21 protein-coding genes are annotated in these 22,152 nt (G+C 72.6%); 13 read left to right on the top strand and 8 right to left on the bottom strand.

Annotated features, from left to right (window positions below; genetic code table 11):
- Positions 1–5: 5 nt before the first annotated feature.
- Together BJK06_RS17045 and BJK06_RS17050 are read right to left on the bottom strand one after the other, a co-directional pair.
- Positions 6–1,586: a Na+/H+ antiporter gene (locus tag BJK06_RS17045; RefSeq protein WP_070419581.1), complete on the bottom strand. Its 1,581-nt coding sequence runs from the start codon at positions 1,584–1,586 to the stop codon at positions 6–8.
- A gap of 130 nt (positions 1,587–1,716) precedes the next feature.
- Positions 1,717–2,526, bottom strand: a complete 810-nt coding sequence (locus tag BJK06_RS17050; protein ID WP_070418887.1) for a DUF427 domain-containing protein — start codon at positions 2,524–2,526, stop codon at positions 1,717–1,719.
- A 136-nt stretch (positions 2,527–2,662) separates the two neighbouring features.
- On the opposite strand from BJK06_RS17050, the gene BJK06_RS17055 reads away from it, so the two are divergent.
- From BJK06_RS17055 to BJK06_RS17090, 8 genes are read left to right on the top strand one after another with little or no spacing between them, the layout of a single operon-like run.
- Positions 2,663–3,724, top strand: a complete 1,062-nt coding sequence (locus BJK06_RS17055) for an LLM class flavin-dependent oxidoreductase (protein ID WP_070418888.1) — start codon at positions 2,663–2,665, stop codon at positions 3,722–3,724.
- Positions 3,721–5,064: an LLM class flavin-dependent oxidoreductase gene (locus tag BJK06_RS17060; RefSeq protein ID WP_070418889.1), complete on the top strand. Its 1,344-nt coding sequence runs from the start codon at positions 3,721–3,723 to the stop codon at positions 5,062–5,064. Before BJK06_RS17055 ends, BJK06_RS17060 begins: the two co-directional genes overlap by 4 nt.
- Positions 5,061–6,383, top strand: a complete 1,323-nt coding sequence (locus tag BJK06_RS17065) for an NtaA/DmoA family FMN-dependent monooxygenase (RefSeq protein WP_070418890.1) — start codon at positions 5,061–5,063, stop codon at positions 6,381–6,383. Before BJK06_RS17060 ends, BJK06_RS17065 begins: the two co-directional genes overlap by 4 nt.
- 39 nt (positions 6,384–6,422) lie before the next feature.
- Positions 6,423–7,982: an ABC transporter substrate-binding protein gene (locus BJK06_RS17070; RefSeq protein WP_070418891.1), complete on the top strand. Its 1,560-nt coding sequence runs from the start codon at positions 6,423–6,425 to the stop codon at positions 7,980–7,982.
- The gene (locus BJK06_RS17075; protein ID WP_070418892.1) at positions 7,979–8,962 is read left to right on the top strand and encodes an ABC transporter permease; all 984 of its coding nucleotides are present in this window, start codon (positions 7,979–7,981) and stop codon (positions 8,960–8,962) included. The genes BJK06_RS17070 and BJK06_RS17075 overlap by 4 nt, the downstream gene beginning before the upstream one ends.
- A complete protein-coding gene (locus tag BJK06_RS17080; RefSeq protein WP_083295353.1) occupies positions 8,959–9,849 on the top strand; it encodes an ABC transporter permease in 891 nt (296 codons plus the stop codon). The genes BJK06_RS17075 and BJK06_RS17080 overlap by 4 nt, the downstream gene beginning before the upstream one ends.
- Positions 9,846–11,420: an ABC transporter ATP-binding protein gene (locus BJK06_RS17085; RefSeq protein WP_070418893.1), complete on the top strand. Its 1,575-nt coding sequence runs from the start codon at positions 9,846–9,848 to the stop codon at positions 11,418–11,420. The genes BJK06_RS17080 and BJK06_RS17085 overlap by 4 nt, the downstream gene beginning before the upstream one ends.
- A 35-nt stretch (positions 11,421–11,455) precedes the next feature.
- The gene (locus BJK06_RS17090; protein WP_181015113.1) at positions 11,456–12,226 is read left to right on the top strand and encodes an SDR family oxidoreductase; all 771 of its coding nucleotides are present in this window, start codon (positions 11,456–11,458) and stop codon (positions 12,224–12,226) included.
- An 11-nt stretch (positions 12,227–12,237) separates the two neighbouring features.
- Here the strand turns inward: BJK06_RS17090 and BJK06_RS17095 are convergent, their stop codons facing one another.
- The 6 genes from BJK06_RS17095 to BJK06_RS17120 all read right to left on the bottom strand — a co-directional run bounded on the left by BJK06_RS17095 (position 12,238) and on the right by BJK06_RS17120 (position 18,168).
- Positions 12,238–13,380, bottom strand: coding sequence for a DUF475 domain-containing protein (locus tag BJK06_RS17095; protein WP_070418894.1), 1,143 nt, complete (start codon positions 13,378–13,380; stop codon positions 12,238–12,240).
- Positions 13,381–13,544: 164 nt separating this feature from the next.
- The gene (locus BJK06_RS17100) at positions 13,545–15,104 is read right to left on the bottom strand and encodes a UDP-N-acetylglucosamine 1-carboxyvinyltransferase (protein WP_070418895.1); all 1,560 of its coding nucleotides are present in this window, start codon (positions 15,102–15,104) and stop codon (positions 13,545–13,547) included.
- Between the two features lie 130 nt (positions 15,105–15,234).
- Entirely contained in the window at positions 15,235–16,032 is a 798-nt protein-coding gene (locus BJK06_RS17105) for an anti-sigma factor domain-containing protein (protein ID WP_070418896.1), read from the bottom strand.
- On the bottom strand, positions 16,029–16,574 hold the full coding sequence (locus BJK06_RS17110; RefSeq protein ID WP_070418897.1) for an RNA polymerase sigma factor: 546 nt from the start codon (positions 16,572–16,574) through the stop codon (positions 16,029–16,031). The genes BJK06_RS17105 and BJK06_RS17110 overlap by 4 nt, the downstream gene beginning before the upstream one ends.
- Positions 16,575–16,642: 68 nt before the next feature.
- Positions 16,643–17,305, bottom strand: coding sequence for a class F sortase (locus BJK06_RS17115; RefSeq protein WP_083295355.1), 663 nt, complete (start codon positions 17,303–17,305; stop codon positions 16,643–16,645).
- A gap of 2 nt (positions 17,306–17,307) precedes the next feature.
- On the bottom strand, positions 17,308–18,168 hold the full coding sequence (locus BJK06_RS17120; protein WP_070418898.1) for a DUF4397 domain-containing protein: 861 nt from the start codon (positions 18,166–18,168) through the stop codon (positions 17,308–17,310).
- Between the two features lie 249 nt (positions 18,169–18,417).
- Between BJK06_RS17120 and BJK06_RS17125 the strand changes: the two genes are divergently transcribed.
- From BJK06_RS17125 to fliN, 5 genes are all read left to right on the top strand, one after another.
- Positions 18,418–18,723, top strand: coding sequence for a flagellar FlbD family protein (locus tag BJK06_RS17125; protein WP_070418899.1), 306 nt, complete (start codon positions 18,418–18,420; stop codon positions 18,721–18,723).
- 1 nt (position 18,724) lies between these two features.
- On the top strand, positions 18,725–19,555 hold the full coding sequence (locus tag BJK06_RS17130; protein WP_070418900.1) for a motility protein A: 831 nt from the start codon (positions 18,725–18,727) through the stop codon (positions 19,553–19,555).
- Positions 19,556–19,557: 2 nt separating this feature from the next.
- The gene (locus BJK06_RS17135; RefSeq protein WP_070418901.1) at positions 19,558–20,487 is read left to right on the top strand and encodes a flagellar motor protein MotB; all 930 of its coding nucleotides are present in this window, start codon (positions 19,558–19,560) and stop codon (positions 20,485–20,487) included.
- A 68-nt stretch (positions 20,488–20,555) separates the two neighbouring features.
- Complete coding sequence (locus BJK06_RS17140; protein ID WP_083295356.1) at positions 20,556–21,434, top strand: flagellar motor switch protein FliM; 879 nt, start codon at positions 20,556–20,558, stop codon at positions 21,432–21,434.
- Positions 21,431–22,147 carry a flagellar motor switch protein FliN gene (gene fliN / locus BJK06_RS17145; RefSeq protein WP_070418902.1) on the top strand — a complete coding sequence of 239 codons (717 nt, stop codon included), beginning with the start codon at positions 21,431–21,433 and terminating at the stop codon, positions 22,145–22,147. The genes BJK06_RS17140 and fliN overlap by 4 nt, the downstream gene beginning before the upstream one ends.
- The last annotated feature ends 5 nt before the right edge of the window (positions 22,148–22,152 follow it).

Raw genomic sequence — 22,152 nt, forward strand, 5'->3', positions numbered from 1 at the left:
GACCGTCAGGTCGTGGTGACCCCGCTCAACCGCGCCTCCTCCGCGTCGTACCCCGACCGCACCTGCCGCAGCACGAGGTCGTCGATCTCGTCGGCGTCCCGCAACCGCAGGAGCGTCGCGGCCTTGTGCCGGACCAGCGCGAGCTCCAGGGCGACCGCGGTGTCGTGCCGTTGCAGGGCCGGGTGGTCGTCGTCCTCCTCCTCGCGGGCCTGGATCACGTCGAGGTGCGCCTCGTAGTCCTTCCGCACCCGCTCCACGGTCGCACGGTCCGCGCCGGTCGAGCGGGCCAGGCGCGGGAGTGCGTCGAGCGCCTCCTCGATCGCGGTGCGCTCGGCGTAGCGGCGCTCCTCGCCGACCGACTCGTCCTCGGGCAGCGCGGCCCGGCGGAGGACGGCCGGCAGCACCAGGGCCTGCCCGACGATCGTGACGACGACGACCCCGGCGGTGACGAAGACGATGAGGTCCCGGTCGGGGAAGGCCGCGCCGGACTCGAGGGTCCGGGGCACGGCGACGGCCATCGCGAGCGACACCGCCCCGCGGAACCCGGCGAAGCCGCTGACGAGCCGGTCCCGGTGGCCCTCGCGCGGTGCTCCGCCGGACCGTCGGGTGACGAGCCACACCGTGCCGCCGGCAGCGTTGAGGAACGCGAACCGCACGAGCACGAGGGCGATCGACACCGCGGCGATCACGCCGGTGGCGCGCAGGAGCTCGGCGGGCTCCAGCGCACGGGCGGCGACCATCGCCTCGATGCCGACGAGCACGAACAGCGCGCCGTTCAGCAGGAACGTCAGGAAGGACCAGAACGCGCGGACCTGCTGACGGGTCTCGGCGCGGTCGAGCTTCGGACCGACCTGGCTCACCACGATGCCGGCGGCCACGACCGCGAGGACGCCGGAGGCCCCGATCGCCTCGGCACCGAGGAACGCGACGAACGGCACGAGGAGCGTCACCAGGTTCTCGAGGACGACCGTGTCGACGCGCCGGAGCACCTGCGTGCCGAGCCACGCCGCGACCAGACCGGCCGCCACGCCGCCGAGGTAGGACAGCGCGAGCATGCCCGAGACGCCCCAGAACGTGAGCTCCTGCGTGCCGACCGTGACCGCGACGGCGATGCCGTAGACCACGAGGGTGGTGCCGTCGTTGACGAGGCTCTCGGCACGCAGCACCGTGACGTTCCGTCGCGGAAGCATCTTCGTGAGCACCCCGACGGCCGTGGCGTCGGTCGGGGCCACGGCGGCACCGAGCACCCAGGCCGGACCCCACGGCATGCCGAGCAGGTGGAGCAGGACGGCGATCGCCCCGGCCGTGACCACGACGAGCAGCGTGCCCATCAGGACGATGCCGCGCAGGTTCTTCCGGATCTCGCGCAGGGACGTCGTCAGGCTCTCCCAGTACAGCAGCGCCGGCAGGAAGAGCAGCAGGACGGCGTCGGCGGGGAGCTGCACGCCGGCGAACTCGGGCACGAGGGCGAGCAGCGCGCCGAAGACGAGCAGCAGCACCGGCGGGGCGACCCGGATGCGGTCGGCGATGCCCGCCGTCAGGGCGATGGCGAGGCCGAGCACGACCACCAGTTCAGGTCCCAGCACACGCACTCCTCGATCGACCGACACCCCAGTCAACGCGGTGGGCGCTGACAGCGCACACGCGCGCCGGGCGGTGGCGCGACCAGTGCCGGACGGGAGGCGCGGGTCGGGCCCGACCCGCGCCTCCCGTCCGTCAGACGCGCAGGTCCACCGCGGACGACGCGCGGACGCCGTCCACCTCGACGACCACCCGCTCACCCCAGAACGCGACGCGGTCGCGGACGGCGGCCACCGCGGGGAAGGGGTCCGGGTAGGACCACGCGACGTCCTCGACGGTGCCGTCCGCGCGCCGGACTCCCCAGTACGCGGTCGCGTGGCCCTTGTACGGGCACTCGCTGGCGGTGTCGGTGGCGACGAGCTCGTCGAACCGGACGTCCTCGCGGGGCAGGTACCAGCGCGTCGGCAGGCCGGTCTCGTACACGGCGACGGGCGAACGGGAGTCGGCGAGCACCCGGTCGCCGTCGCGGACCACGACGTGCCGGCTGCTCGGGAGCGCGTCCACCCGGTTGTGCGGGTCGCGGGGATGGGTGATGACGCGCTCGTCCTCCTCGTACCAGGCGTCCAGGACTCCCGGGGTCCACGTGACGCCGAGCCACCCGTCGAGGCCGTCGTCGTCCCACGACCAGGCGACGTGCGGGACGACCCGGTCGGGGAGCCGGAGGTGGTACCAGCGTCGGGCCGGTCGGACCGGGCGCCAGGACCGACCCGGTGCGGGTGCGTCGTCCGCCGGCGACAGGAGGTCGGTGCGGACGTCGGCTCGCGGGATCCCGTACTCGGGGACCTTGTGGGCGGCCTCCCACACGAGGATCGGCGCACGGGTGTCGACGACCGTCAGGCCGTCGACGACCGCGCGGACCCAGCGGCTGCTGGGCTCCCACGTGAGGTGGTCCGGCAGGGCGGGGTGACGACGGCGGAGGGTGTCGGATTCGGCGGGCTGCGGCACGGGGCGATCATGCTCCTCGGACGCCGTCCGTGCGCACTCCTACGTTGTGTGACGTCGCGCAACGCTCCGTTACGTCGCCGCTCGTGGACCGTCGGTGGTGCGTGTTTGCATCACTCCACTGACGAGGGAGTGTTCCATGACGCACGTCGAACGGGCCGCCCGCGTGGCCTCGGTGCCACTGCGGATCGCGGTGTTCTCGCACGGGACGGAAGCGCCGCCGGCGAGCCGGGCGTACCGCGACGAGCTGGACCTGTTCGCCGCCGCGGAACGACTCGGGTACGAGAGCGCGTGGGTCCGTCAGTTCCACTTCCGGCACGACGACGACCCGACCCGCGGCGGGCTGCCGTCACCGTTCGTCTTCTTCGCCGCCCTCGCCGAGCGCACCTCGACCCTGCGGCTCGGACTCGGTGCGGTGACGCTCCCGCACGAGGACCCGGTCCGCGTCGCCGAGGACGCCGCGGTGCTCGACGCGCTCAGTGACGGCCGGGTCGAGCTCGGCGTCGCGAACGGCGGCGGCCCGGAGACCCTCGACGTCTTCGCGCCGGACCTCGCCCACGCCGAGCACGAGGCACGTCGGGCGGCCTTCGACGCCCAGCTCGACACGCTGCTCGGTGCGCTCCGCGGGGAGCCGCTCGGGACCGGCACGGCCCGACTGAACCCGGACGGCAGCGCGCTGCTGGACCGGCTCTGGGACGCCACCCTCACCGCCGGCAGCGCGGCGATCGCCGCCACCCGGGGACACGGGGTCCTGGTCGGCACGACCCAGACGGTACCGGCCGAGGTCACCGCCGCCGCCTACCTCGACGCACTGCCCGACGGCGCGGTGCCGCGGGTGGCGCTCTCCACCGCGATCTACCCGGCCCGTGACCGTGCCACGGCGCTGCGCGAGGCCCGTGCCGGCATCGAGGCGAAGTACGCGTGGGGCGAGTCGTTCCTGCCCCCGGCGTCGACCCTGGCCGAGAAGGCCGCGTCGCTGAACCTGCACTACGGCACCGCCGAGGACATCGCCGAGTCGATCCTGTCGAAGCCGTACTCCCGGTACGCCACGCAGCTCAACGTGCAGGTCGAGCACGGCTACGCCGACCAGGAGCGTCGGCGCGAGGCCCTCGCGCTGTTCGCGGAGGACGTCGCGCCACGCATCGGGGCGACGGTGGGGCCGGTCGCACCGGCACGGACACGAGAGGCGGTGACGGCATGACGCGCGACGGCGGCCTCGTGCTGGGCGGGATGGTCTTCTACCCGGGCGGTGAACACGTCACGAGCTGGCGGCTGCCCGGCAGCGAACCGGAGCAGTACCTCGACGTGGAGTACTACGTCCGGTTCGCCCAGACGCTCGAGCGTGGCGGGTTCGCGACGCTCTTCATCGCCGACGAGCTCTACGTCTGGGACCGCTTCGACTCCGGCATCGACCACGTCGTGAACATCCGCACCGAGCCCTTCACGCTGCTCGGCGCGCTCTCGCAGCGGACCGAGCACATCGGACTCGCCGCCACGGTGTCGACGACGTACAACGAGCCGTACCACGTCGCACGGAAGCTCGCCTCGCTCGACCACCTCAGCGAGGGCCGCGCCGCGTGGAACCTCGTCACGAGCGCCTCCGACGAAGAGGCGTGGAACTTCGGGCGCGACGCCAACCTCGACCACGCGGTGCGCTACCGGCGCGGGGCCGAGTTCGTCGACGTCGTGCAGGGACTCTGGGACAGCTGGGACGACGACGCCTTCCTCCACGACAAGCAGTCCGGGTACTTCGCCAAGCGCGAGGGCCTGCACGTCCTCGACCACCAGGGGGAGTTCTTCCGGGTGCGGGGACCCCTGAACATCGCCCGCCCGCCCCAGGCGCACCCGGTGCTGTTCCAGGCCGGCGCGTCCGAGGCCGGCCGAGCGCTGGCGGGGGCGAAGGCCGAGGGCGTGTTCACGCTCTGGCAGGACGAGCTCGCCGACGCGCAGGCGCTGTACGCCGACTACAAGCGGCGAGCCGTCGACAACGGTCGCGATCCGTCGTCGATGCTCATCCTGCCGGCCGTGTCGCCCGTCATCGGCGACACCGAGGCGGACGCGCTGCGCCAGCTCGATGAGATCGAGGAGCTCACGCCGGACCGCGTCTCGCTCGACCTGCTCTCGCACTACCTGCAGACCGACCTGTCCGACCGGCCGCTCGACGCGCCGTTCGAGCACGTCTTCGACGAGTCGTCGATCACCCAGTCGAAGTCGGTGTACGAGTCGATCCGACGCATCGCCGCGGACGCCACGACGCTGCGCGAGGTCTACCGGACGATCCTGCGGCGCCGGTTCCTGCCCGGGACACCCGAGCAGATCGCGGACTGGCTGACCGAGCGCTACGAGCAGGACGCCGCGGACGGCTTCATGCTCGCGTTCTCGTCGATCCCGGTGAGCGTGGACCGGTTCGTCGACCAGGTGGTGCCGGAACTCGAACGCCGCGGCGTGTACGACCGCACGTACCGCGGGGACACCCTGCGCGAGCAACTCGGGCTGGCGCGACCGGCGAGCACGCTCCGGACGGCGGAGGTCTCGGCATGAGCGACCGGATCCTGCTCGGTGCGTTCGCCTTCCACCCCGGCGGCGCGCACGTCACCGGCTGGCGGCACCCGTCGTCGCGGCCGGCCGAGCACCTGACGATCGGCCACCACCGCCACATCGCGCAGAGCGCCGAGCGCGGGTTCTTCGACACGCTGTTCCTGGCGGACGGCCTGTACTTCTGGGACCGGTACCCGTCGGGCGTCGACCACTACGGCGCGCTCCGCCCGGAGCCGTTCACCCTGCTCGCGGCGCTGTCCCAGGTGACCAGCCGCATCGGGCTCGCGGCGACGGTCTCGACCACATACAACGAGCCGTACCACGTGGCGCGGACGATCGCCTCCCTCGACCACATCAGCCGGGGCCGCGCGGCGTGGAACCTCGTCACGAGCCGCTACGACGAAGAGGCCCGGAACTTCGGCGGCGACGCGCACATCGACCACTCCCGCCGGTACGAGCGTGGCCGCGAGTTCGTCGACGTCGTCCACGGTCTGCTCGACAGCTGGGACGACGACGCGATCCGTGCGGACGCCGCGTCCGGGATCTTCGCCGACCGGGACGGGCTGCACCGGCTCGACCACGACGGGGAGTCCTTCCGGGTGCGCGGTCCGCTCAACATTGCCCGGCCGCCGCAGGGCCACCCGCTGCTGTTCCAGGCCGGCGGCTCCGAGTCCGGCCTCGAGCTCGCCGCCGACACCGCGGACGCCGTGTTCACGCGGGGTGGGTCCGCGGCCGACGTCCGTCGGTTCGTCGACGACCTGCGCGCCCGGGCGGTCCGACACGGTCGCGCTGCCGACGCCGTGAAGATCATGCCCTCGGTCATGCCGGTCGTGGGGGAGACCGCCGCCGACGCCCGGGCCGAGGCGGACGCGATCCTGGCGCTCACCCCGGACGCCCTCATCCTCGAGGACGTGTCGCACCAGATCGGCCAGGACCTGTCCGGGCGCGACGTCGACGTGCCGTTCGACTACGCCGAGGAGTTCGACACCTCGAACGAGACCCGGTCACCGAAGCCCGCGGTCGAGCGCCTGCTCGCGGACGCGCCGGCGACGCCCCGCGACGTCTACTCGTGGTCGTACCGGCGGAGCCTGCTCACCGGCACCGGGCCGGAGATCGCCGACCGGCTCGAGGAACTCGCGGACGAGGGCGGAGCGGACGGCTTCATCGTGCAGTTCCCGTACCTGCCGGGTGGCATCGACCGCTTCGTCGACCACGTCGTGCCCGAGCTGCAGCGCCGCGGCCGGACCGCCACCACGTACGACGACCTCACCCTGCGCGAGCGGTTCGGACACCCCCGCGTGCCCGACCGTGCGCACCGCTGACCGCACCACCCCCTGCACCCCGAACCCCAGGAGCCAACCATGACCGTCGACCTCACGTCGCGGCGGCGTCGCCTCAAGCGCCTCGCGCTCGCGGCCACCGCGTCCGCCCTCGCCCTCACCCTCGCCGCGTGCTCGTCCGGCGGCGACGCCTCGTCCGGCTCGTCGGACGCCGGCACCTACACGCTCGGCCTCCAGGAGCCCGACAGCACCATCAACCCCCTCACCACGTCCGACTACAACGCGATGTTCATCGTCGGGCTGGCATCCGAGGGACTCCTCAGCCAGGACGCGCAGGGCAAGCTCGAGGGCCGGCTCGCCGACTCCTGGAAGGCCTCGTCCGATGGCCGCACCTGGACCGTCACCCTGCGCGACGGCCTGAAGTTCTCGGACGGCGCCGCCCTCACGAGCAAGGACGTCGTCGCGACGTTCGACTCGATCATCGGCACGGACAGCCAGTCGCCCGGCAAGTCGAGCTTCGAGGGCATCCTCGGGTCCGTCGCCGCGGACGGCGACTCCGCCGTGGAGTTCACGCTCGACAAGCCCTACGCCGACTTCCCGTACCTGCTCACCGGCTCGAACACGACGATCCAGCCCGCCGGCTTCACAGCATCGACGAACTGGGCGAAGCAGCCCGTCGGTGCCGGCCAGTTCGTGCTGTCGAAGTACTCCGCCGGCCAGGGCGCGACGTTCACGAAGAACCCCGACTACTGGGACGCGAAGGACGTCGACCTCGAGAAAGTCGACGTGAAGTTCTACGCCGACGACCAGGCACAGCTGCTGGCCTTCCAGAGCGGCGAGATCGACCAGATCGCGTCGAGCCCCACCGCGACCTCGACGCTGCAGGCCTCCGACTACAACGAGACCAAGCCGTACTACAACAAGTTCGACGGCATCTTCCTCGACGTGACCAAGGCGCCGTTCGACGACCCGGCCGTCCGCGAGGCGTTCGCCCTGGCGCTCGACCGGAAGGAGATCGTCAAGACGGTCTACGGCGGGAACGCCGAGGTCGGCAACGACACCACGTTCTTCCCGAGCTCCGCGATCCAGCCGAAGGGCCTCGAGCAGCGGTCGCAGGACGCGGCGAAGGTTCGGGAGCTCCTCGGCGGCAAGACCGTGTCGTTCGAGATCACCACGCTCGACGCCGAGAAGGCGCTCGCCCAGGTGGTGCAGCAGCAGCTCGAGGCCGTCGGCGGGTTCGACGTCACGCTCAAGGTGCTCACGAGCGCGCAGTACTACGCCGACGGGGCCGACACGCCGTGGCTCAACGCCCCCGTGACGATCACGAACTGGGCGCAGCGACTGCCGGCCCAGTACGTCGACCTGATCTACCGGTCCGGCGCCGCCTGGAACGCGTCGAAGTACTCGAACCCGGAGCTCGAGACCCTCGTCGACCAGTACGAGTCGACCACGTCGGAGTCCGAGCGGCAGGACCTCGCCGACCGGATCGCGACGATCGAGTGGACGGACCTGCCGGTGATCGTGCCGGCGTTCGCGTCGAGCAGCATCCTGCTGCAGAAGCGCGTGACGGGGACCTTCCGGTCCGGGCAGGACTTCCCGGGCGGGTTCGACTTCCGCGGGATCGGGGTCACCTCGTCATGAGCACCGCGCGCCGCCGTCGTCTGCTGTCCCTCGTCGGCCAGCGGGTCGTCCAGATCCCGCTCGTCCTGGTCGTGGTCTCGATCCTCACGTTCTGGCTGGTCCAGGTCGTCCCGGGGGACCCCGGTCGGAACGCGCTCGGGCAGTACGCGACGGCGGCGCAGGTGCAGGCCTGGAACGTCGACCACGGACTCGACGGCTCCCTCGTGAGCCGGTACCTGCACTGGATCGGCGGGTTCGTGACCGGCGACTGGGGCACGAGCTTCGTGTACTCCGAGCCGGTGCGGGACCTGGTGCTCGGACGGCTCGGCAACTCGCTCCTGCTGGGCGCGTACGCCTTCGTCATCATGGTGCCGGTCGCCCTCGTGCTCGGCGCCGTGCAGGCCTACCGCCAGGGGCGCCGGTCGGACCGTGCCGTGACGGTGGGCCTGCTGACCGTCTCCGCGATCCCGGAGTTCGTGGTCGGGATCGTCCTGCTGCTGGTCTTCGCGGTCTGGCTCCGCGTCGTGCCCGTGCAGGCGTCCGGGGCGCTCGACGCGGGGTTCGGCGAGCGGCTCCGGGTGCTCACCCTGCCGGCGGTCGTGCTGGCCCTGGCGTACCTCGCCGTCCTGACCCGGATGGTGCGGGCCGGGGTCATCGAGACGATCCGGTCGCAGTTCCACCGGACCGCGGTGCTGAAGGGGCTGACGACCGGTCAGATCGTCCGGCGGCACGTCGTCCGCAACGCGCTCATCCCGACGTTCTCCGTGCTCGGGATCTACCTCGGCACCCTGCTCGGCGGGAGCGTGATCGTCGAGACGCTCTTCTCGTACCCGGGGCTCGGCGCGCTGCTCGTGTCGGCCGCCGAGCGGAAGGACGCACTCCTGCTCGAGAGCGGCGTGATGCTCGCCGGAGCGCTGTCCCTCGGCGCGCTGCTGCTCACCGACCTCCTGTTCGTCGTGGTGGACCCCCGGATCCGGTTCGAACGGCGGGTCACCGCATGACCGCCGTCGTCCCCGGAGCCCTCGCCACCGACGCCCCGGTCGTCACCGGGCCGGAGCACACCGCCGGATCGCGCCGTGCCCGCCGTGGCTGGCGCGCGCTGCTGGGTCGCCCGACGTTCCTGGTCTCGGTCGCGGTCCTCGTCTGGTGGGTCGTCCTCGCCGTCGGGTGGCACGCGCTCGGGTTGCAGCCGTTCGCGAAGACCGGGGAACTCCTGCAGGCGCCGAGTGCGGCGCACTGGTTCGGCACCGACTCGCTCGGGCGCGACGTCTTCGCCCGGGTCGCGGCCGGGGCCCGCCCGGCGCTCGTGATCGGCCCGTTCGGTGCCGCGCTCGCGACCGTCCTCGGGGGCACGCTCGGGCTCGTCGCGGGCTTCCACCGCGGCTGGGTCGACACCGCCCTGATGCGGTTCTTCGACGTGCTCCTCGCGCTGCCGAGCCTCATCTTCCTGGTGGTGCTCGTGGGGGCGTTCGGCGTCTCGACCCCGGCGCTCGTGCTCATCGTCGGCGTGCTGTTCGCACCGGGCATCGCGCGCATCGTCCGCGCCGCAGTGCTCGTCGAGATGGGCAAGTCCTACGTGCAGGCGGCCCGGCTCCAGGGCGAGAGCGCGCTCCGGGCGATGCTCACCGAGCTCCTGCCGAACGTCGTCGGGGTGTTCGTCGTGCAGGCCGTCCTGAGCCTCGGTGCCGCCATCTTCATCACCGCGTCGCTGTCCTTCCTCGGCCTCGGGTCGCAGCCTCCGGCCGCCGACTGGGGCCTCGACATCAACGCGAACCGCGCCTACCTGCAGGCCGCCTGGTGGACGGTCGTCTTCCCGGGCGTCGCCGTGGCGTCGATCGTCGTCGCCGCGAACCTCATCGCGGACAACCTCAAGGAGGTCGCCGAGTGAGCGAACCGCTGGTCCGGGTCGAGGGACTCACCGTCGCGTACCGAGGCGTCAGGGTCGTCGACGGGGTGTCGTTCACGATCGAGGCGGGCGGGTCGTACGGCCTCGTCGGCGAGTCCGGCTCCGGCAAGAGCACGGTGGCGGGGACCCTCACCGCCTCGCTCGGTCCGGATGCCGACGTCTCGGCGGCGGCGATCGTCGTCGACGGTTCGGACGTCCCCACGCTCCGCCGCGAACGGCTCCGGCGCTTCCGGCGTGACGTGGTCGCGGTCGTGCACCAGGAGCCGGGCCTCGCGCTGAACCCGACGATGCCCGTCGGCCGTCAGGTCGCCGAGGTGCTCCGTGCCACCGGGTCCGGGCGGGCCGAGGCCGAGTCCGGCACGGTCGAGGCGTTCACCCGCGTCGGCCTGCCCGACCCGGACACGATCGGCGTCCGGTACCCGCACGAGCTGTCCGGCGGGCAGCAGCAGCGCGTCGCGATCGCGATGGCCCTGGTGTCCCGGCCGCGGCTGCTCGTGCTCGACGAGCCCACGACCGGCCTCGACAGCACCGTCGAGGCGGGGATCATGGCGCTCATCGACGAACTGCGCGAGGAGACCGGCTTCGCCACGCTCCTCATCAGCCACAACCTGCCGCTCGTCGCCGCGCACTGCGAGCGGGTCGGTGTCCTCCGGCACGGCGTGCTCGTCGAGGAGGGGTCCGCCCGAACGGTGCTCGGTGCGCCGTCCGAGCCGTACACGGTGCAGCTCGTCGAGGCGCTGCCGGACATCACCGCGGGCAAGGCCGCACGCGGCACCACGGAGGACGACGTGCTCGTGTCGGTCCGCGGCCTCCGCAAGGAGTACGACGGTGCGGTCGCCCTCGACGGCATCGACCTCGACCTGCACCGGGGCGAGGTCCTCGGCGTCGTCGGGGAGTCCGGCTCCGGCAAGACCACGTTCGGGCGCGCCCTCGCCGGTCTCGTCCGGTACGACGGCACGGTGACCACGGCTGCCTCCGCCGCGGGCGACGGCCCCGGGCGACGGACCCCGCCCGTGCAGGTCGTGTTCCAGAACGCCGACGCGTCGCTCAACCCGAGGCGGACCGTCCGGCAGGTGCTCGGCCGGGCGATCCGACTGCTCGGTGGCGAGGGCAGCGCCGAGGACCTCGCCGCCCGGGTCGGACTCGACGCCGAGGTCCTCGACCGCCGGCCGGCGCAGCTCTCCGGCGGACAGAAGCAGCGCGTCGCCATCGCCCGGGCCTTCGCCGGTCCCGTCCCGTTGGTCGTGTGCGACGAGCCCACCTCGGCGCTCGACGTGTCCGTGCAGGCGCGGGTCCTCGACCTCGTCCTCGACCTGCAGCGCACCACCGGGACGACGTGCGTCTTCGTGTCGCACGACCTCGCGGTGGTGCGTCGCGTCGCCGACCGGATCGCGGTCTTCGACGCCGGGCGGATCGTCGACGTCGGTCCGGCCGAGCAGCTGTTCGACGCGGGACGGCACCTGCGCACGCGAGAGCTGGTCGCGGCCGCGTTCGACCTTCGTCGGCGAGCGGGCCTGGTCGCACCGGTGCCCGACGGGGTGGTCGACGCATGACGCACGGGGACGGACGTCCGCGGTAGCGTGCCGCCATGAGCGACGACACGACCCCCGCCCGCGCGCGTGACACCCGCATCGCCGTCGTGACCGGCGGCGGCAGCGGGATCGGCCGCTCCGCCGCACTCGCGCTGGTGGGCGACGGGTGGACGGTCGTGGTCGCCGGACGGCGGCGTGGCCCGCTCGACGAGGTCGCGGCCGTCTCGGAGCGCATCGTGCCGGTCGTCGCCGACGTCTCGGTCGAGGCGGACGTCCGACGGCTCTTCGACGAGACCGTCGCGCGGTTCGGCCGACTCGACCTCCTGTTCAACAACGCCGGCACCGGGGCGCCGGCGACGCAGTTCGACGAGATCACGCTCGACACCTGGGACGAGGTGTTGGCCGTGACCCTCACGGGTTCGTTCCTCTGCGCCCGCGAGGCGTTCCGGATCATGCGGACCCAGACACCGCAGGGCGGCCGCATCATCAACAACGGCTCGATCTCCGCGCACGCACCGCGTCCGCTCTCCGCGCCGTACACGGTCGCCAAGCACGCGGTGGCCGGCCTGACGAAGCAGCTCCAACTGGACGGTCGGGCGTTCGGCATCGCCTGCGGGCAGCTCGACATCGGCAACGCCGCCACCACGATGGGGTCGGGCGCGGCGGACGGGACGATGCAGGCGGACGGCTCGATCCGCCCCGAACCGACGATGGACGTCGCCGAGACGGGCCGAGCGGTCGCCTACATGGCCGGGATGCCGGCCGGAACCAACGTGCCGAACCTGACGGTCATGCCGACCGCCATGCCGTTCGTCGGTCGCGGCTGACACCGGACCGTTCAGCCCCGCGCGGCGCGCGCCCCGCCGGGCAACGACCGCCGCGCCCGCCGCCACCACGCACCCCACGGCAGCGAGGTCGCGAGCGCCAGGCCGATCACGACGCTGCCGAACCACCCGACGACGACGCCGGGGATCGGCACGAGCAGGCTCGTCCACAGCAGCACCGCGAGGATGCCCAGCACGTACGCCGCCCCCGCCTTGAGGTACCGGAGCCGCTTCAGCCCCGACGCCTCGTCGAGCCGCGAGGTCAAGCGCGCCAGGAACACCGCCCCGACCCCGATCGCGGCGATCGCCACGGCCGCCTGTTCGAGCGCCCCGAGCCCGTCACCGCCGAGCACACCGGAGCCGGACAGGCTGTAGACCCCGTCGAGGATCTCGAACAGCATGAACACCACGAGCCCGCGTTCGAAGACGACAGTCGAGGCGTAGGCGTGGATCCGCCAGGCGCCGCTCCCGGTCCCGATCGACGCCGTGTCGGTCCCGTCCGTGCTCCGGAGCGCCCACGCCGCGATCCGCTTCGACCCGAGGTACGCGCCGATGCCGATCGTCCCGCCGAGGACCACCGGCAGCAGCGTCGGCGGGGACCACCCGGCGTCGACCCCCACGAGCACCGAGGTCAGCAGCACCCCGGTACCGGCGGTGACCAGCGACCAGACGCGAGGGCGGGCGACCCGGGCGAGCCGCGCCTCCAGTCGGCCCAGCCAGGACCGACGCGACGCGCGGTCCGTGTTGAAGAGGTACTCGGCGAACACGAGCCAGATGAACGCGGCGCCGAAGGCGGCGAGGGCCGGCCGCACCTCGGCGAGGTGCGCCGAGAACGACCCCGGTGCGAACACGGCCTCGCCCACCGAGCTCGCCGGGTCGGTCGCGTCACCGACGGCCACGGCGGCCGGTGGGAGCAGCAGCCGCATCGCGAGGACGCCCGCGACGATGCCGAGCGACAGGAACAGTCGCCGCGCGGGGGAGTGCAGGCGCGACGCGATGCCGGCCATCGGGACCGACGAGTCGGCCGCCATCGCGATCTCGAGGAGTGCGAGCGCGACGAACGCGAGCGCGGCGGCCGGACCGAGTACGAACCACGCCAGGGCGGCGGCTGCGACGGTGGTGAGCAGGGGGACGGTCAGGAGCGATCTCGTGGCCATCAGCCCATCCAGCACCGTCGGCCTGGGTGGGCAGTGGAGCGCTCCTGGGCATCGGCCTGGAGGAACGGCTCGTTTCGCCCGGGACGGGTCACGGCCCGTCCCCACTTGCGGGGACGGGCCGTCAGGTCACGTCGGCAGGCGGCCGGGTACGGCCTCCGGTGCGGTCAGTCGTGGAACGTCTCGATGGACGCGCCGAGCGAGTTGAGCCGCTCCTGCAGCTGCTCGTAGCCGCGGGCGATGATGCCGACGTTGCGCAGGACGCTCTCGCCCTTGGCCGCGAGCATCGCCAGCAGGATGACCACGGCGGGGCGGAGGGCCGGCGGGCAGCTGACCTCGGCACCCGAGAAGTGCGTCGGGCCGGTCACGTCGAGCCGGTGCGGGTCGCGCAGGGTCACGCTCGCGCCCAGGCGGGTGAGGTCGAGCAGGTGGATCGCGCGGCCCTCGTAGACCCAGTCGTGCACGAGCGTGGTGCCCTCCGCCATCGCGGCGATGACCACGAAGAACGGCAGGTTGTCGATGTTCAGGCCGGGGAACGGCATCGCGTGGATCTTGTCGATCGGCGCGTGCAGCTCGGACGGGTGCACCGTGATGTCGACCAGGCGGGTGCGGCCGTTCGCGGCGGGGTACTCGTCGGTGACGTCGAAGCGCAGGCCCATCTCGGCCAGGGTCGCGAGTTCGATCTCGAGGAACTCGATCGGTGCGCGCGTGACGGTGAGCGTGGAGTCGGTGACGATGCCGGCGGTCAGCAGGCTCATCGCCTCGACCGGGTCCTCGCTCGGCCAGTAGTCCACGACCTCGTCGATGCGGCTCTTGCCGGTGATCCGGAGCGTGGTGGTGCCGATGCCCTCGATCTCCACCCCGAGGAGCTCGAGGAAGAAGCAGAGGTCCTGCACCATGTAGTTCGGGCTGGCGTTGCGGATGACGGTCTCGCCGTCGCGGGCGGCCGCGGCCAGGATCGCGTTCTCGGTGACGGTGTCGCCGCGCTCGGTGAGGACGACCGACTTCGTCGGGACCTCGGTGTTCGCCACGTCGACCTCGTACCAGCCAGACGTCGCCTCGACGTCGACGCCGAACGGGCGCAGGGCGATGAGGTGCGGCTCGACCGTGCGGGTGCCGAGGTCGCAGCCGCCGGCGTACGGCAGGCGGAAGGACTCGTACCGGCCGCTGAGCGGACCGAGGAACATGAGGACGCTGCGGGTCCGGCGGGCGGCGTCGGCGTCGATCGCGTCGAGACGGAGGTCGGACGGGGCGACGATCTCGAGGGTCTCGCCGTCCTCGGACCAGGTGACCGTCGCACCGAGGCTGCGGAGCACGTCGATGATGCGGTCGACCTCGACGATGCGCGCGACCTTGTGCAGGCGGGTCACGCCACGGTTCAGCAGCGAGGCGCACAGGAGCGCCACGGCGGCGTTCTTGCTCGAGTTCACCGCGATCGAGCCGCTGAGCTTGCGGCCGCCCTGCACGCGGAGGTGGGCACGCTGCGGGGCGCCGCCGATCGAGACGATCTGCTGGTCGAGGGCGTCGCTGATGCGGGTGAGCATCTCGAGGGACAGGTTCTGCCCGCCCTGCTCGATGCGGTTGATGGCACTCTGGCTCGTGCCGACGCGTTCGGCGAGCTGGGCCTGGGTCATGCTGCGACCCTTGCGGGCGCCCCGGATGAGGGCGCCGACCTCGCGGAGCGGGGCCGGGGTGGTCGGGGGAGCGACGATGGTGGTGTCGGTCATGAGGGGCACGCTAACACGCTCATGAGATAAATCACGGGGGACAACGCCCAGGCTTCTCAGGATCGGGTCGGGAATACACCGTCTGTGAGAACTTCGTCGTCACCTGTCGTCCAGCGGAGCGTCTCCTCGGTCAGGGGCGTGCGAGCCGGCCGCGCACGATCGAGTCGCCCGAGTGCGCCGGGTCGCCGTCGTCCGCCTCGGCCGAGACGTCGACGACCGGGAAGCGTGCGGTGTCCATGCCCGACGGGACCGTGAACCGCCCGCGGTCGCCGTCGAGGAACCCGACGCTGACGAGCCCGTCGAGGTCGGAGCGCATCATCCACACCTCGCGCAGGGCACCGGCACCCGTTCGTCCGGTCCCGCCGCGCAGGTCGACCACGAGCGAGAGCCGCCCGTCGCGGTCCCGCTCCAGCTCGGCGGTGCCACCGGCCCCGGACCATCCGGGCAGCGCGTCGAGCTCCGCCCGCGCGAGCACGGTCTCGGACGCCGAGCCGGGGAGCCCGGGCAGGGCACTCGTCGCCACGCCGATCCCGAGCACGATCGCGAACGCCCCGACGACGGCCGCGACGGTCAGGAGGACGCGCCGACGGCGGTGGACGCGGGGCCCACCGGGGGTGACCCGTCCGCGGGGGCGGGTCGTTCCTCCTGGGCGGCCCGCTCCGGAGACCGCGACCGGTGCGGGTGACTCCGCCGGGAGGTCGCGCGGCGGACCGTCCCGGACCTCGGCGGCGATGCGGTCCCAGACCGCCTCCGGGGGCGCGTCGAGCCGGACGTGGGAGGACGACCGCGTCACGGCGGCGACGCGCTGCAGGTCCGCGACCTCGTCGCGGCACCGGGCGCAGGCCGCGAGGTGCTCCGTCACGGCGTCGTCGGCCACGACACCGGAGACCGCGAGCATGGCGAGCGTCTCGTCGTCGACGTGCTTCATTCGATCACCTCGAGACGTGTTCGGAGCCGAGCCAGACTTCGGTGGATGTGACTCTTGACGGTGCCGAGGGGGAGTCCGAGCCGTTCGGCGATCTCACGATGGCTCAGCTCGTCGTAGAACGCCAAGCGCATGACCCGGCGTGGCACGTCGTCGAGCCGGTCGAGCTCGCCCGCCACCAGCGCGCGTTCGGCCAGGTCGAACTCGGACTCCGGTGCCGCCGCGGTCTCCTCGACGACGCTCGGGTCGGTGGTCCTGGCGTGCCGTGTCCGTTCCGCGAAGGCGTCGGCGATGCAGTTCCGGGTGATGCCGACGAGCCAGGCGCCGAGCGGAGCCCGCTCCGGGTCGTAGCTGGCACTCCGGCGCCAGGCCTTGACGAAGACCTGTTGCGTCACGTCCTCGGCCGCCGACTGGTCGCCCAGCGCGCGGAGCGCCAACGAGTAGACGAGCGGGGACCACCGGTCGTAGACGGCGCGCAGGGCGTCCTCGCTCCCGGCGCTGAACGCGTCGGAGAGCTCGCTGTCGTCCGGGAGGGTGGTCGTCACTGGATCCTGTCGCTGGCGTGGTCGTCGTCGACCGTGACCCGATCGTACGGCGGTCGTGATCGGTCCGGTCAGGCGGGCGTCGCGCTGATGATGAGGTTGCTCTCGTAGTGGTGGGTGGACTCGTCGAACACGCCGCCGCAGGAGACCAGGACGAGCCGTCGCGGCCCGTCGGTCCGGAAGACCGAGGCCCACGGGAGGCCGCGTTTGGCGACGAGGGCGACCGAGTCGATCCGCCAGCGGGTCCGGTCACCCGCAGTGTCGGTCAGGACGACGGTCGTGCCGGCGGGGACGTCCCGGAGGTGGGCGAACGGCCCGACGCCGTAGCCGACGGCGTCGACGTGGGCGGCGATCACGACGGTCCCCGTGGTCGACGCCGGCGCTGCGCCGTACCGGTACCAGCCGGCGACGGCCGGATCGGGCGGCAGGGACATCGCGCCCTGGTCGTCGACGCCCTCGGGACGGACCTCGGCCCGCACGCCGGCCCAGTCGACGGCGATCCGGGACGGAGCGGCGACCCGGACGGCCGGCGGGACCGTGGCGCGGACCTGCGGCACCGCGGTCGAGAACGCCGACGGCACCGGGGTCGGCGTCGACGACGGACCGGTGACGATCGCAGTCGAGGGGTGCCCGTCGGGGGTGGGGGAGCCGCCCGACGAGCACCCGGTCAGGATGGCCGCGGCCACCGCGGCGACGACGAGCGCCGCCGCGGTGGTCCGGACCGGGGACGGCACGGTCAGTGACCCGAGTCCTGCCGCTGGTCCCCGGTCACGGTGCGGCGGCGCCGGAGCACCACCGCGCCGATCGCGACCGCAGCCGCGAGGGCTGCTGTCGTCCCGCCGACGATCCCGACGGTGTCGGTCCGGTTCGTCGCGACGAGTCCGGCGTTGCCCGCGGGGACCCCGTTCGGCGTGCCGCCGAGGTCCGAGATCGTCTGGGTGGCGAGCGCCAGGTTCTGGTCGTCCAGGCTGCCCCAGGCGTACACGATCGTGTCGGCTCCGGCGGTGACGGGGACGTCGGCCGGACCGATCACCGGGTCGGTCGTGCCGGTGGCGGCGACGGATGCCGAGACGGTTCCGGCGGGGAGCTCGAGTGCCTGCTCGTCCGGGTTCGACAGGTTGCTGACCACGGCCTTGCCGCCGGCGAGCACGTCGACCGCGGGAGCGGCTGCGACGTGCCGGACGACGAGACGGCCCTGTCCGGCCGGCGTGGCCGAGACGTCGTTGGTGAAGAGCGTGGCGGTGGGCTTGCCGCTGGTGTCGTCGTGCGCGACGGCGGTGTAGTTCCCGCCGGCGTCGAGCGTGACGTCCACGGGGCCGATGACCGGCTCCGACGCATCGGCTGCGTCCGAGGCGGTGATCGCGAGCTGGTGGGCGCCCGCCGGGACCATCATCGGGCCGGCGAGGGTGCCCGGCGTGAAGTCGTCGAGGGCGCGCTTCCCGTCCAGGTAGACGTCGACCGTGACGTCCGGGACGGCGTGCAGGACGGAGAGCGTCGCGTCCCCGGTGGCGGCGGAGGCGGTGGCCGCCGGGACCGCGGCCGCAGCGGCGGCGAGCAGCACACCGGCGGCGAGGCCGGTGGCGAGTGTCTTGCGCATGTCGGGTCTCCTTCTGGCCCCTTCGGGCCGGTACGGACGACGTCGTCGTCGACGTCACACCGGCACTACCGGTGGAAGGAGCCGATCGGATGCAGTGGATCCGGAATCCGGTGTCGGCAGATCACGCGGGTCGCGCCGGTCACGTCTAACGACCGGCCCCGGCCCGCCGATAGTCCTCGGTGCAGCCCACGGACGGGCAGCATCCCGCCCCACGGACGGCGGCGGGACGATCGAGAACCAGGACGGGCCATGATCGTCGTCACACGACTCAACGGCAGCGGATTCGCTGTCAACCCCGATCTCGTGGAGCGCATCCAGGAGACGCCGGACACGACGCTCATCATGGTCGACGGCGCCAAGTACATCGTCCGCGAGTCCCTGGCCGACGTCATCGACCTGATCGCCGCGTACCGGGCACGCATCGTCGGCATGGCCTACGGCACGGACACCGCCGCGCGGAACGCCACCGGCCCCCAGCCGACGCTGGCACCGGTCGCCCCGATCCACGCCGTGTCCACCGACCGGGCACCCCGCACGCAGGACGGGGGTCGCTGACGTGGACATCGCGACGATCATCGGGATCCTGCTCGCCTTCGGCGCCCTGTTCGGCATGGTCGAGATGGAGCACGTCGAGCTGGCCGGGCTGTTCCTGCCGGCACCGATGCTGCTCGTGTTCGGCGCCACGATCGGTTGCGGCATCGCGAGCACGACCCTCAAGGACGCCATCGCCAGCTTCAAGGCCGTGCCGAAGGCGTTCACCGGCAAGGTCACCCCGCCGCAGTCGGTCATCGACGACGTGGTCGGGCTCGCCGAGACGGCCCGCGCGAACGGTCTGCTCGCACTCGAGCAGGAGGCCGACAAGCACGACGACCCGTTCATGAAGAAGGCGCTGCAGAACATCGCGGACGGCACGGACGGCGACGAGCTGCGGATCCTGCTCGAGGACGAGATCGAGTCGAACGCCGCCCCGGTCCGGTCGGCCAGCTCGTTCTTCATGGGCCTCGGCGGCTTCGCCCCCACCGTCGGCATCATCGGCACCGTGGTGTCGCTGACCCACGTCCTCGCGAACCTCGGCAAGCCCGACGAGCTCGGTCCGCTCATCGCGAGCGCGTTCGTCGCGACGCTCTGGGGCCTGCTCACCGCCAACTTCCTGTGGCTGCCGATCGGCGGCAAGCTCCGCAAGCTCGCGCAGCTCGAGGCCGACCGCCAGACGCTGCTCATGGAGGGGCTCCTCGCGGTGCAGGCCGGTAGCCAGCCGCGCCTGCTCGGCGAGCGCCTGACCGCCATGGTCCCGCCCGCGGCGCGCGGTGGGGACGCCAAGGGCGGCAAGGCGAAGTCCGGCAAGGGCAGCGACGCGGACGCCGACGACCAGCAGCTGGCGGCCTGACGATGAGCGCCAACCCCCGCGGGCGCGGTCGCGGACGCGCGAAGAAGTCGCACGACGAGGCCGAGCACCCCGACGAGCGCTGGATGGCCTCGTACATGGACATGATCACCGTGTTGATGTGCATGTTCCTCGTGCTCTTCGCGATGTCCACGGTCGACCAGCAGAAGTACATCCAGCTGAAGAACTCGCTCGCCACGGGCTTCGGCGAGGTGAAGTCGCAGAAGGTCGACACGGCGTCGGGCACGGTCGTGACGAAGGACGAGGTCGAGGACGGCTCCGGGTACTCCGTCGACAAGTCCCAGGCGGACCACTCGACCGCGTCGTCCGGCACGAAGGACACCAACGTCGACCCGGCCTCCACCGTGGTCCCGACGACCGCGACGAAGGCCGACGTCGCCGCGGCGAAGAAGGAGTTCGACGACCTGCAGGCCATCGAGCAGGCGATCAAGGCGAACCTCGCGAAGGCCGGGCAGACGTCGAACGTGCAGTTCACGGTCGACGCCCGTGGGCTCACGGTCCGGCTCGTCGGCAGCGAGACGTACTTCACCACGAACAGCGCCGACCTGTCCGACCAGGCGAAGCGGATCATGGACGCCATCGCCCCGGTCCTCAAGACCAGCGGCCACGACGTCAGCGTCGAGGGCCACGCCGACCAGCGGAACTCCACCGCGCCGTACGCCACGAACTGGGAGCTGAGCGCCGCCCGCGCGACCGGGGTGCTCCGCGACCTCGTGGAACGCGGCGGGATGCCGGCCCAGGACATCCAGAGCGTCGGGTTCGGGTCGAGCCGTCCGCTGGCGAAGGGCGGGACGGACGCCGACCTCACGCTGAACCGGCGGGTCGACATCGTCGTGCTGTCGAACCAGGACCAGGACGTCAGCGCGCTGATGCCGGCCCTGGCGAAGGCGCAGGACGGAGCACGAGCCGGCTGAGCGCACCACCGCCCCAGAACGGGGCACACTACTGACGGGTGCTCCACGGTGGACCGATAGACGCACCCGTGACCGAGACCCTGCCAGCGCCCGAGGTGTACGACTTCGCGCGCCCGTCGACGCTCGCCCGCGAGCACGCCCGGGTCCTCGAGCTCGCCTTCGAGACCTTCGCGCGCCAGTGGGGCACCCAGCTGACGGCCAAGGTCCGCGCGGTGAGCCAGGTCACGTGCGAGCAGGTCCAGATGACGACGTACGACGAGTACGCCGCCTCGCTGCCCGCGCTCACCGGCATGGTGCTGCTCCCCATCGCGGACGTCGTCCCGAAGGGCGTGCTGCAGGTCCCGCTCGACGCCGCGCTCACCTGGGTCTCGCACGCGCTCGGCGCCTCGAAGCCGCTCCCGACGCCGGACCGGACGTTCACCCCGATCGAGCAGGCGCTCGTCCGCAAGATCGTCGAGGACGCCCTCGACGACCTCCGCTACTCGTTCGGGGGCCTGCTCGCGCACGACGTCACCGCCGGCGGCTTCCAGTTCAACTCGCAGTTCGCCCAGGCCGCCCAGAAGGGCGACCTCATGATCGTCGCCTCGTTCACGATCCGCGTGGGGGAGCGCGTCGCCCCCGGCACGCTCGCGCTGCCGGCCGACGCCGTCCTGCCGCAGCTCGGCGAGGCCGCCGCCCACGTCACCCCCGCCGACGCCCGCGCCCTCGTCGACGCGCAGCTCGCCAGCGTGCCGGTCGGCGTCAGCCTGCGGTTCGCCCCGGCGACCGTGCTGCCGTCGCAGGTCCTGCGTCTCGCCGTCGGCGACGTGCTCCCGCTGCCGCACCCGCAGCACCGCCCCCTCACCATCGCGGTCGACGGCGAGCCCGTCGGCACCGCCGCCGTCGGCGCGAACGGCTCGCGCCTCGCCGGCATCGTCGTCACCACCACATCGGAGCAGCCCGCATGACCGTCACGACCACCCTCCACACGCAGGCGGCCGAGGCACTCGCCGCGCAGCTCCCGACGGCCGCTCCGCTGGCAGCGGTGGCGGTCCCGGGAGGCGCGACCCCCGTTGCCCTCGAGGCCGCCGGTGACGCGGTGGTCGCGTCCTTCGTCGGCGGCCTTTCGGCCGACCTCGTCCTCGTGCTCACCGACCTCGAGGCCGTCGTCGCCGCGGGCGGCACCGACCACGGGATCGTCGACGTGACCGACGTGCTCCGTCCGTCCCTCGAGGCCGCCGCCGGTGTCCTCGGCGTCGGCGTCCTCGGCGACGCACGGCGCGAGTCGGCCTCGGCGCTCCTGGCCGACCCGGACACGGTCGTGTTCGAGCTGACCGACGGTGGCGTCCCCGGCGGCTGGTTCGCCCTGCGCGTCCGCGAGAACGGCACCGTGTCCGCACCTGCCGCCGCGGCGCCGACGACGAGCCTGCCCGCCGGGAACCTCGGCCGGATCAACAACGTCGAGATGACCCTGACGGTCGAGATCGGCCGCACCCGGATGTCCGTGCGCGACGTGCTCGGCATGGAGCCCGGCGCGGTCGTCGAACTCGACCGCAGCGCCGGAGCCCCGGCCGACGTCCTGCTCAACGGCCGGCTCATCGCGCACGGCGAGGTCGTCGTCGTCGACCAGGACTACGCCGTCCGGATCACGAAGATCCTCGACGTCGCCGAGAGCGTCTGAGCCCC

It is taken from the genome of Curtobacterium sp. BH-2-1-1, assembly GCF_001806325.1.
Classification (GTDB): domain Bacteria; phylum Actinomycetota; class Actinomycetes; order Actinomycetales; family Microbacteriaceae; genus Curtobacterium.